Raw genomic sequence first — 10306 nt, 5'->3', positions numbered from 1 at the left:
CCGCTCCCCCCTCATTCAACCACACACCAAACCCCCCCCCCCCTCTACCCCCCCCCCGCCCCCCTCGCCCCCCCCCCCGCCCCGCCCCCCCCCCCCCCCCCCCCCCCCCCGCCCCCCGGCTTCCGTGCTGATCATCTTCCCATCGGAGGCCAGGCGAATAATTCCAAACCGAGCGTTCTGTTGCTCAAAAGTGGATCAGTAAAATATCGCGATGTCATTCAGACCCTTGCTTGGTCACGGACGGATTCGGAGCCGGGAGGAGAAGTCGGAAGCCCTGCAAACGGCAGCCTGGGTCGACTCTTCGGTCGTTTTCGACAATCGGCGCTGGGTGTGCCGGGACGCAGAGCTCCGCTGGACAGCTCCCCACCATCTGATCGTACTGACTGAGGAAGGCGGGACATCGCATACATCGATCCGCTCCGGGGAAAAGTCCGTCTACGACGGGATGGATCGTCCGGGAGACCTCACCTTCGTCCCCGCCGGCGCGGAGCGGCTCGGCATCTATCGGGATGTCAATCTTTCCTATTCGGCCCTGTGGATCGATCCCGAATTTCCAGGAAGCGAAAGGCTTGCGGATACGCCGATCCTGGTGAACAGGAGCGATAGTGTCATCGCAACGCTTTTGAGTTCGCTCCGGGTCGAGATGGCGCTCGGTCACAGGCCGGACACCGGCTATGTCGAGCATCTGGCTGCGCTCGTCAGCATGCGCGTGGCGATGCTGGCCGGCAAGCAGCTCCCGGCCCCGCGTTACGGCCGTCTCAGCCGCCGCACGTTTGCCCGCATCCGGGAATACATCGAGGCACGTATCAACTCCGATATTTCGCTGCGCGAGCTGGCGGCTGTCGCAGAGATGGGAGTCGACACGTTTGCGCGCCGCTTCAAGGCGACGACCGGTCTTGCACCCTACGCCTATGTGATCGAGGAACGGGTCCGGCGGGCGGAGGTCGTTCTGCGTGAAACCGGGTCATCCATCAGCACCATTGCCTTTCGCTTCGGCTTCTCGAGCCAGAGCCACTTCACCGCGACGTTCCGGCGCCTCAGAGGCCTGACTCCTCGGGCCTACCGGGTGCAGTTTTCTCCGGAATCCTGATAGTTCCGCCGATTTCCTGAAAGAAATGCCGAGCCTGCCGGACCACGTCCATAAGCGTCAATGAGCGCACCCGACGCGCCCGCTGTCGGGCCGGGGTCGCTGTCGACCCCTTATCACTGCGCCCGGGAGATCACGCATGGCTGAGACGGACAACAGGAACGGACCGACACGTCGAGCGGTGCTGGAGGGAGGGGCCGCGACCGGTCTGCTGCTGGCAACCGGGCTACCGGTTGAAGCCCAGCAAATGGAGCCCGCCGTCGCAGCCGCATCCACCACGCCGGGACCAACGATGCCGGTGTCGCTGCGCATCAACGCCAGGGACTTTGCCGTCGAGCTCGATCCGCGGACAACGCTGCTCGACACGTTCCGCAATCATCTCGGCCTTAACGGTTCGAAAAAAGGCTGTGATCACGGCCAGTGCGGCGCCTGCACCGTCCTCGTCAACGGGCGTCGGATCAATTCTTGCCTGACGCTCGCTGTCATGCATGAGGGCGACGAGATCACCACTGTCGAAGGGCTCGCCGACGGCGACCGGCTTCATCCCGTTCAGGCCGCCTTCATTGCACGCGACGGCTTCCAGTGCGGATATTGCACGCCCGGCCAGATCTGCTCTGCGGTTGGCATGCTGGGCGAGGCCAGGGAGGGTTGGCCGAGCCATGCCAGCGACGAAGTGGCGGCAGCCTCGGTCGCGCTCGACGATGCCGAGATCCGCGAACGGATGAGCGGCAATATCTGCCGTTGTGCTGCCTATCCGAACATCGTCGCCGCCATCCGCGACGCGGCAGGGGAGGCGTGAGAGATGCGGGCTTTCACTTATGAGCGCGCCGGGAGGGCGGAAGAGGCGGCCGCCGCGGTTGCCAATCGGCCGGATGCCAAATTCATCAGCGGCGGCACCAATCTCCTCGACCTGATGAAGCTCGATATCGAGCGGCCGGCGCATCTCGTCGACGTCAGCCGCCTGCCGCTCGACCGGATCGAGGAAACGGAGGAGGGCGGCCTGCGCATCGGCGCGCAGGTCCGCAACAGCGATCTTGCCGCCGAGCCGCGGGTGAGGTCGCAATACCCGATGCTCTCGCAAGCGCTGCTGGCGGGAGCTTCCGGTCAGATCCGCAACAAGGCATCGACCGCCGGCAATCTCCTGCAGCGCACGCGCTGCTTCTATTTCTACGACCGCAACATGCCGTGCAACAAACGCGAGCCGGGTTCCGGTTGTGCCGCGCTGCAAGGCTTCAATCGCATGCATGCGATCCTCGGTGCAAACGAAGCCTGCATTGCGGTTCATCCCTCCGACATGGCGGTTGCCATGGTCGGGCTCGACGCCAGGATCGAGACCTTGTCGCCAGTTGGCGAAGCTCGCACCATTCCGATCGGCGATCTTCATCGCCTGCCCGGGACAACGCCCGACGTGGAGACCACGCTCGGTCATGGGGAGATGATCACCGCGGTCACCTTGCCGCCTCCTCCGCCCGGTCGGCAACTCTACCGCAAGGTGCGCGACCGCGCCTCCTATGCTTTCGCGCTGGTGTCGGTGGCGGCGGTCGTCGAGAAAAGTGGCGATCGCATACGCAGTGCCCGCATCGCCATGGGCGGGGTCGCGGCCAAGCCCTGGCGCGCGACCGCGGCTGAGCAAACGCTCGCCGGCTCGGTGGCGTCCGATAGCGCTTTTACCGAAGCAGCCGAAGCCGCGCTGGCCGAGGCAGTCGGGCATGGCGACAATGATTTCAAGATCCCGCTGGCCAAACGGACGCTGCGGCACACGCTTGCCGCAGCCGCGGTCGAGCGCGCGTAAGGTCACGCAGAGACGATGGCCCCGAAGGGCCGTTCCTAGATGTTTGTCCCGCAGTCGACGGGCCGGTGGCAGGGAGATCGACATGAAACTCACACGACGCGCCGTTACAGCCGCCGGTGGCGGCCTTCTCGTCTCCCCCGCCGCCGCTTGGGGCGCCACGTCAGATATTGAGCTTCGTCGCGAACTTGAAGCGGCCGTGGAAGCCTTCTTTGGCGGCTGGGCTTCCGGCGACTGGTCGGCTTTCCTCGATCGTTGCGACGAGACGATGACCTTCCAATTTCCGGTTGGTGAGCAACGGGGTAGACACGAACCGCCGAACGGCAAGCGCGCGCTCGCAGCGTGGACCGCCGCACATAAAGCGCAGGGTAACAGGATCACGGAATCGATCGTTGATCTTAAGCTCTTCGCCTCCGATTGGATCATCATTTGCGATCGCGGGAGTGGGACGATCGGCGGCGGGCCCTATACGGGCCTGCACGCGCTTTTCATGCGGGCCGGCCCGACGGGGCGGCTGATCGAGTTTCGAGAGTATTTCGGCGATATTGCTACGTGAACAGCAGCTGCGCGGCGATCACAAAGAGCCGTGCTGCGGCTATGTGAGTTTCCGAGAGCTAAACATTCCAGGTGAGCCCATGCACAAGACCACGACGCTTCGCGGACAGTCCGCCGATTCGACCGGCTTTGTTTCCCGTTCAACGGTGAAATCTTCCCCTCATGTCGAATTCATCGGTCGTCCCGTCGACCGCATCGACGGGCCGTTCAAGGTGACGGGCCGCGCGACATACGCCTATGAACATCCAATCGACGGCGTAGCTTATGGCTATGTCCTCGGCGCTGCCATCGCCAAAGGTCGCATCGCGGAGATCGATATCTCGGACGCCGAAAGGGCACCGGGCGTAGTCGGCGTCATGACGCACCGAAATGCTCCGCCACAACCGGATTTTGGCCCGGCGGTGACACCGACCGTACCGGAGGTTTTCACGCGCGCCCGACCGGCGCTCAACAGTGACCGCGTACGCTACTATGACGAGCCGGTGGCGCTGGTCGTCGCGGAGACGTTCGAGGCGGCGCGCGCCGCTGCGGGACTCATCAAGGTGCGCTACGAAGAGGAGGTGGGCACCTACGATCTACAAGCGCATCTCAGCGATGCCTATGCACCCAGGCGAACAAATGCCGGCCTGGCGACGGACAGCGTTGTCGGCGACTTCGAGAGCGCCTTCGCACAAGCTCCGGTCAAGGTCGATGCGACTTATCGGACGCCCTTCGAGCACCATAACCCAATGGAACCGCATGCGACGATCGCCGTCTGGTCAGGAGACGAGTTGACGATCCACACATCGGCGCAAACGCTTGCGAATTACAGGGCAGGCATTGCCACCACGCTCGGCATGCCGCCGGAGCGCGTGCGCATCGTCAGCCCCTTCGTCGGCGGAGGCTTCGGTTCCAAGTTGATTATCCATGCCGACACGGTGCTGGCAGCGCTTGCAGCGCGGGTCTTGCAGCGTCCGGTGAAGATCGCGCTTACGCGCCAGCAGATGTTCGCCAACACCGGCCACCGCGCCGAGATGATCCATCAGCTGCGCTTCGGTGCGGATAGCGACGGACGGCTCACCGGGATCTCGCATGACGTCTGGTCGGCGACGTCGAGCTTCGAGGAGTATTGCGAGCAGACGGCAGCCTTTGCCCGCTCGCTCTACGCGGCGCCGAACCGCCTTACCCGCCATCGCTTGGTTCGACTCGACATCAATCGCGGCGAATGGATGCGCTCGCCCGGCGAAGCGCCGGGCATGCTAGCCTTCGAATGCGCCATGGACGAACTTGCCGAGCGTCTCAGACTGGATCCGATCGAACTCAGGATCCGCAACGAGCCGACACAGGATCCGGAGCGCGGTGTGCCGTTTTCGACCCGCAACCTCGTGGCCTGCATGGAGGAGGGTGCGCGTCGTTTCGGCTGGCAGGGGCGGGATCCGGTGCCCGGCCGTACCCGGGACGGCCGCAAGCTCATTGGCTACGGCATGGCGGCGGCGATCCGTCCGAACTATATCGGCGCGACGACGGCGCGGGTCGCGATCGACCGGGACGGCCAGGTCACGGCACGGCTCGACATGACAGATATCGGCACCGGCACCTATACGATCTTGACTCAGATCGCCGCGCAAAACCTTGGCTTGCCGCTCTCATCTGTCAAGGTGGAGCTTGGCGACAGCCTTTTCCCGCGCACCGCCGGCTCCGGCGGCTCCTGGGGTGCGACGAGTTCGGGTTCCGCGCTGCATCAGGCGTGCAGCATCCTCAAGCAGCGGATCCTGGAAGTGGCGCGGTCGAGCGAAGCTTCGCCGTTCCGTGGCGTCAATGTCAGCGAGGCGAACTTCGCCCACGGCGAAGTCAGGATCGGCGAGCGTTCGGCAAGGCTGAGCGATCTCATTCGCGATATTGCCCCGGACGGGTTCGTGGCCGAAGGCTCAGTTGCCGCCGCCAATGCCACCGAAACCTACAAGGCCTATTCCCAGCACTCACACGGCGCCCATTTCGCCGAGGTCGCGGTCGATTGCGATACAGGCGAAATCCGGATGCGTCGCTTTCTGGCAGTGATTGGCGCCGGCCGCATCCTCAACCCGAAAACCGCGCGCTCACAAATCATCGGCGGCATGAGCTGGGGCATCGGCGCCGCGCTGATGGAGGAGACGGTGCTCGATCGGCACCACGGCCACTTCGTCAACCACGACCTTGCCGAGTATCACGTCCCGGTCAATGCCGATATCGGCGCGATGGAGGTCGTCTTCCTCGAGGAACACGATGACAAGGCCAATCCACTCGGCGCCAAGGGATTAGGCGAACTTGGCGTCTGCGGGGCGGGGGCTGCTGTCGCCAACGCCGTCTACAACGCCACCGGCGTCAGGGTGCGCGAATTTCCGATCACCCTTGACAAGGTGCTGCCTGGCTTGCCCTTGACCGCCATCTGATCCGGCAAGCACCAGGACGAAGGCGCCAACACGCTCGCCCTTGAGTCCGCGAAGGCTTTTGCTAACCTGACTGTCCCGCCAGCAAACCGCGAGGACATCGAGGACATATGGAACAGGATAGCCAGACGCTTCACGGCGACGGCATCTCGGCGACTGTCGTCGGGCAGGGCGCCGAACTGGTCTCTCTGCGCGATGCCGACGGCACAGAGTTTCTATGGCAGGCCGGCCCGGAATGGCGGCGTCACTCGCCGGTGCTGTTCCCGATCGTCGGGCGGCTCAAGGGCGACCAGTTGCGCCATCGCGGCCGAACCTATCCGATGACGCAGCATGGGTTCGCGCGCGACAAGCCGTTTGCCTGGGCGCAGAGGCGGCCAGGGTCCTGCACGCTGGTTCTCACCGACGACGCCGATACCCGCGCACACTACCCATTCGCCTTTCGCCTGGCGGTGACCTACACGCTGGACCGCCGGCAGCTCGGCGTGACCTTCGACATCACCAACACCGGCGACGAGCCGCTTCCGGCGTCGATTGGGGCGCACCCGGCATTCAATTGGCCATTGCTGCCGGAGCTGGCCAAGACGGATTACCAGCTGGCCTTTGCCGAGGACGAGGGTGCGCCGATCCGCCGGCTGAAGGACGGTTTGCTGTTGCCGACGCCGCAGCCGACGCCTGTCGAGGGCAATATCCTCAAGCTCTCCGAACGGCTGTTCGACGAGGACGCGGTCATTCTCGATCGGCCTGCCAGCACCAGCGTGCGCTACGCCTCCGAGCGTGGTCCGGCGATAGAGATGTCGTGGCAAGGGGTTCAGGAGTTGGGCATCTGGTCAAAGCCGAGTGGCGCGCCGTTCCTGTGCATCGAACCCTGGCACGGCATAGCAAGCCCGGTGGACTTCGACGGCGATTTTGTCGACAAGCCGGGACTGATGCGGATCGCGCCCGGTGGGAAGCGCGTGCTGAGCTATCAGATACGGCTGCTGTGACGTGCCGGCAGATCCAGCCACACCGGCGGTGCCCAATGCCTGACGACAGCCCCAGTTCGGCGGTGTTGGCAGCTTTTGCGCCGGCAGCTTTTCACCGATAGGAATTTTTTCTTGATTCCGTGACCTCAGCTATGGTACAAGTTTGCCTATGGTGCTGATTCGCGCCAGTGACCCGCCTTACAGGCGGGTTTTTCGTTTGATGCTCCGTCAGCCAACGCACCGGCGAAGGCTGCGAAGGAACCCGTTCACATTGACCAGGAGGCGCGCGGCGGTCAGGCCGACAGGACGAGAACGAATCCACTCACCTGTCCCGCCGGGGGAACCGGGTGCGGTTCACGTTGTTACTCCAGCGGGCGGTCGTGGGCCGTCGGATTGGAGTCATCATATCATGACCAATGATCGTTCACCTGAAAACGTTCTGGTTACGCTTCCCACGATTGATGCAAAGGCCGCGCCGACACTCAACAACACCGAGGCGGAGGTGTTCTATTCGGAGGCGATCCGCGAACTCACCGGCACGGACATTCCTTTTCTTGTCGCTGGAACATACGCCTTAAGCGCCTATACGGGCGTCACCCGCCAGACCAAGGATCTCGATATCTTCTGTAAGGCGGGCGACTATGCGCGCATCCTCGCCCATTTCAAACAGCTTGGATATGCGGTCGAAATCGAAGACGATCGGTGGCTTGGAAAAGTGTTCAAGGGCACACATTTCTTCGATGTCATTTTCGGCTCCGCCAATGGCATGATGCCTGTTGGCGATCTGTGGCTGGAACACGCCCGGCAGACCGAGTTGCTGGGCAACCGGGTGAGAATTATCGGGCCGACCGAACTCGTCTGGTCCAAATGCTTCATCCAGGACAGGGGGCGTCACGACGGAGCCGACATCGCTCATACGATTCTCAAGGCGCATGACCAGATCGACTGGCACAGGCTGCTTTCCTATCTGGAGGTTCACTGGGAGGTGCTGCTGATGCACCTGCTCAATTTCAGATGGATCTATCCGAGCGAGCGCGATCATGTTCCGGCCTGGCTGCTCGATGAATTGCTGGACCGCCTCGCCAAGCAGCGACAATTGCCGTCTCCTAGAATGAAGATCTGCCGCGGGCGCCTGCTTTCGCAAGTCGACTACGAAATCGATGTCAAGGAATGGGGCTTTGCCGGCGTCGGCGGCGCGGGAGAATTTCGCGATGGCTGATCGCAACAGGAAGGCCACGCCGGCGGACGGCAAACGCATGCTCAAGATTGCCGCGCTAGGCGACCTGCATGTCAGGGAAGATGGCCATGCCTCTTATCGCGATCTTTTCGGCGAGATATCGCGCGAAGCCGATGTCCTCGTACTCGCGGGCGATCTCACCAATCTCGGTAAGCCCAGTGAAGCGGAGCTCCTCGCCGAGGATCTGCGCAACTGCTCGATCCCGGTGGTGGCCGTGCTCGGTAATCATGACTATGAGTCCGATGCGGCAGAAGATGTCACCAAGATCCTGCGCCAGGCGGACGTTCACCTCCTCGACGGGCAGGCGATCGAAATTGGGGAGGTCGGTTTTGTCGGTGTGAAGGGGTTCGTAGGCGGTTTCGGGTCGCGCATGCTTGGCTCCTTCGGCGAACCGGCGATCAAAGCGATGGTCGCGGAAAGCGTCAGCGAAGCAATGCGGCTCGAAAATGCGATGCGGCAGGTCCGCGCGAAACGCACGATCGTGGTCCTTCACTACGCGCCGGTCGTGGAGACCGTTGCAGGAGAGCCGCCGGAGATATTCCCGTTTCTAGGCTCCTCACGTCTGGCGGAAACGATCGATCGGTTCCAGGTCAGCGCCGTCGTGCATGGCCATGCTCATCGCGGCTCCTACAAAGGTCAAACGCCTGGCGGAGCCAAGGTCTACAACGTCGCCATGCATGTGGCCAAGCCGAGCGGCCGTCCCTATGCCTTGCTCGACATCTGATGCGCGTCGGCATGCAGCCTGACCAGGTTCAATCGTTCAATTCGCTGCGTTGATCGACTTCGCCAGCTCTTCCAGCTTCTTGGGGTCGTTGCCGTGGCGACGCACCAGTTCGCGGGCTTGCTTGGAGGGCAAATCGGTTGCGACGGCAAGCTGCCGCACCTGGAGATCGTCGATGGCAACCTGCGGCAAGGTGTTTTCGAAATCTGCTGCCTTGTCCTTCATGGCGGTTCTCCTCGCTGTCTTTCCAAGACAACGGCTTGAGAATCGGACCGGTTCCGAAAGATATGCAAAACCCGAAGGCCAAGGCCTCGTCGCGACCACCAGCATGTGCGATTCCACTGCGCAATGATCAGAGCGGTAAGGGGTTTAGCCAGGAACCATGGCGTGGTGGATGAGTTGTCCAGGCTGAACGGAGATGACCTCGATGCCCCAGCCAAGAGAACCCGATCCAAATCGCGATGTACCCATGCCGGCTCCGACGTGGAAGCCTGAGCCGATCGAGGAGCCTGAACCCGAAGGGCTGCCGGACGAAACTCCGCTGCCCAATCCGGACGAGAATGAAGAGCCTCCAGTCCAGGCGACATCTGTTCGCAAGCGCGAGACCGCAAGTCGAAGCAAGCGGACAATTGACGACAACCGCGTTCGTCTCGTACTCGGCGTCTAGGAGCCCGAAAAGAAGCAAGACGAGGCACGCAGCCGTGGTGACGCTTCAAAGCTCGGCTGATTCTTCCAAGGGGAAATTCAATGCCTGAGATCCGTTCTCCTCGTCTCGCTGTTCTTATTGATGCCGACAACGCGTCGTCCAAGATCGCTGATGGCCTGTTCGAAGAGATCGCCAAGCTCGGCGAGGCAAGTGTCCGCCGCATTTACGGCGACTTCTCCGGCGTCCGCTCCAAAGGCTGGGCCGACATCCTCTCGAAGCATGCCATCATCCCACAACAACAGTTTGCCTACACGACGGGGAAGAATGCGTCGGACATCACCCTGGTGATCGATGCAATGGACCTGCTTCACAGCGGCCGCTTCGACGGTTTCTGCCTGGTTTCGTCGGACAGCGATTTCACTCGTCTCGCGGCACGTATCCGCGAGCAGGGGATCGATGTATTTGGCTTCGGCGAACAGAAGACCCCGGAGAGTTTTCGCCAGGCTTGCCGCAAATTCGTCTACACGGAGAACCTGCTTGCAACGACGCAGACAAATAGTGAGGACACAAGCCGGGCCACAAACCCGCTTCAGTCTCCCAGCGCCGCTACGCCAATCATTTCGAAAGTCATCGCGCAGATGGAGAGCGAGGACGGTTGGGTCCCACTCGGTGCTGTCGGCACTCAACTCGCCAACCTGGCGTCGGACTTTGATCCGCGGACCTTTGGGTTCCGGAAACTAAGTGATCTCGTGCGGAAAACGAATTCTTTCGAGATCGACCATCCCGAAGGTGGATCGTTGCGAATCCGCATTAAGCCGGCGGCAGCCAGGCAGGCAAGGTCGAAAGCTCGCCGATGAGCGGGTGTCGACGTAAAGGCCTCTCGATCATGCTGGGAGCGCTTTCG

The 10306-nt window shown here is 62.5% G+C and carries 11 protein-coding genes; 10 read left to right on the top strand and 1 reads right to left on the bottom strand.

Features of this window, described 5'->3' with window-relative positions:
• Nucleotides 1-445: 445 nt before the first annotated feature.
• The 8 genes from NKJ89_RS31275 (at nucleotide 446) to NKJ89_RS31240 (ending at nucleotide 8759) form a co-directional block, all read left to right on the top strand.
• Nucleotides 446-1090: a helix-turn-helix domain-containing protein gene (locus NKJ89_RS31275; RefSeq protein WP_352608297.1), complete on the top strand. Its 645-nt coding sequence runs from the start codon at nucleotides 446-448 to the stop codon at nucleotides 1088-1090.
• A 136-nt stretch (nucleotides 1091-1226) separates the two neighbouring features.
• Nucleotides 1227-1886 carry a 2Fe-2S iron-sulfur cluster-binding protein gene (locus NKJ89_RS31270; protein ID WP_352608295.1) on the top strand — a complete coding sequence of 220 codons (660 nt, stop codon included), beginning with the start codon at nucleotides 1227-1229 and terminating at the stop codon, nucleotides 1884-1886.
• Between the two features lie 3 nt (nucleotides 1887-1889).
• Complete coding sequence (locus NKJ89_RS31265) at nucleotides 1890-2879, top strand: FAD binding domain-containing protein (RefSeq protein WP_352608293.1); 990 nt, start codon at nucleotides 1890-1892, stop codon at nucleotides 2877-2879.
• 82 nt (nucleotides 2880-2961) lie between these two features.
• Nucleotides 2962-3432, top strand: a complete 471-nt coding sequence (locus tag NKJ89_RS31260; RefSeq protein ID WP_352608291.1) for a nuclear transport factor 2 family protein — start codon at nucleotides 2962-2964, stop codon at nucleotides 3430-3432.
• Nucleotides 3433-3511: 79 nt separating this feature from the next.
• Nucleotides 3512-5839 carry a xanthine dehydrogenase family protein molybdopterin-binding subunit gene (locus NKJ89_RS31255; protein WP_352608289.1) on the top strand — a complete coding sequence of 776 codons (2328 nt, stop codon included), beginning with the start codon at nucleotides 3512-3514 and terminating at the stop codon, nucleotides 5837-5839.
• Nucleotides 5840-5946: 107 nt separating this feature from the next.
• Nucleotides 5947-6819 carry an aldose 1-epimerase family protein gene (locus NKJ89_RS31250; protein ID WP_352608287.1) on the top strand — a complete coding sequence of 291 codons (873 nt, stop codon included), beginning with the start codon at nucleotides 5947-5949 and terminating at the stop codon, nucleotides 6817-6819.
• 388 nt (nucleotides 6820-7207) lie between these two features.
• Nucleotides 7208-8017, top strand: coding sequence for a nucleotidyltransferase family protein (locus NKJ89_RS31245; RefSeq protein WP_352608285.1), 810 nt, complete (start codon nucleotides 7208-7210; stop codon nucleotides 8015-8017).
• Complete coding sequence (locus NKJ89_RS31240; protein ID WP_352608283.1) at nucleotides 8010-8759, top strand: metallophosphoesterase family protein; 750 nt, start codon at nucleotides 8010-8012, stop codon at nucleotides 8757-8759. The genes NKJ89_RS31245 and NKJ89_RS31240 overlap by 8 nt, the downstream gene beginning before the upstream one ends.
• A gap of 36 nt (nucleotides 8760-8795) precedes the next feature.
• Here the strand turns inward: NKJ89_RS31240 and NKJ89_RS31235 are convergent, their stop codons facing one another.
• Complete coding sequence (locus NKJ89_RS31235) at nucleotides 8796-8981, bottom strand: hypothetical protein (RefSeq protein ID WP_023757900.1); 186 nt, start codon at nucleotides 8979-8981, stop codon at nucleotides 8796-8798.
• Nucleotides 8982-9225: 244 nt separating this feature from the next.
• Here NKJ89_RS31235 and NKJ89_RS31230 point away from each other — a divergent pair, with 244 nt between their 5' ends.
• Both NKJ89_RS31230 and NKJ89_RS31225 read left to right on the top strand, forming a co-directional pair.
• Nucleotides 9226-9423 (top strand): hypothetical protein, encoded by a 198-nt coding sequence (locus NKJ89_RS31230; protein WP_352608307.1) that lies wholly within the window; start codon nucleotides 9226-9228, stop codon nucleotides 9421-9423.
• A gap of 80 nt (nucleotides 9424-9503) precedes the next feature.
• A complete protein-coding gene (locus NKJ89_RS31225) occupies nucleotides 9504-10259 on the top strand; it encodes an NYN domain-containing protein (protein ID WP_023757899.1) in 756 nt (251 codons plus the stop codon).
• Nucleotides 10260-10306 lie beyond the last annotated feature (47 nt).

Source organism: Mesorhizobium sp. M0047, from assembly GCF_040323315.1.
In the GTDB taxonomy this organism is placed as follows: domain Bacteria; phylum Pseudomonadota; class Alphaproteobacteria; order Rhizobiales; family Rhizobiaceae; genus Mesorhizobium.
This window is presented reverse-complemented; position numbering and strand designations above follow the sequence as displayed.

Coding starts and splice junctions, on each gene's coding strand:
- NKJ89_RS31275 (WP_352608297.1), top strand. CDS start 446: ATGGATCGTCCGGGAGACCTCACCTTCGTCCCCGCCGGCGCGGAGCGG.
- NKJ89_RS31270 (WP_352608295.1), top strand. CDS start 1,227: ATGGCTGAGACGGACAACAGGAACGGACCGACACGTCGAGCGGTGCTG.
- NKJ89_RS31265 (WP_352608293.1), top strand. CDS start 1,890: ATGCGGGCTTTCACTTATGAGCGCGCCGGGAGGGCGGAAGAGGCGGCC.
- NKJ89_RS31260 (WP_352608291.1), top strand. CDS start 2,962: ATGAAACTCACACGACGCGCCGTTACAGCCGCCGGTGGCGGCCTTCTC.
- NKJ89_RS31255 (WP_352608289.1), top strand. CDS start 3,512: ATGCACAAGACCACGACGCTTCGCGGACAGTCCGCCGATTCGACCGGC.
- NKJ89_RS31250 (WP_352608287.1), top strand. CDS start 5,947: ATGGAACAGGATAGCCAGACGCTTCACGGCGACGGCATCTCGGCGACT.
- NKJ89_RS31245 (WP_352608285.1), top strand. CDS start 7,208: ATGACCAATGATCGTTCACCTGAAAACGTTCTGGTTACGCTTCCCACG.
- NKJ89_RS31240 (WP_352608283.1), top strand. CDS start 8,010: ATGGCTGATCGCAACAGGAAGGCCACGCCGGCGGACGGCAAACGCATG.
- NKJ89_RS31235 (WP_023757900.1), bottom strand. CDS start 8,981: ATGAAGGACAAGGCAGCAGATTTCGAAAACACCTTGCCGCAGGTTGCC.
- NKJ89_RS31230 (WP_352608307.1), top strand. CDS start 9,226: ATGCCGGCTCCGACGTGGAAGCCTGAGCCGATCGAGGAGCCTGAACCC.
- NKJ89_RS31225 (WP_023757899.1), top strand. CDS start 9,504: ATGCCTGAGATCCGTTCTCCTCGTCTCGCTGTTCTTATTGATGCCGAC.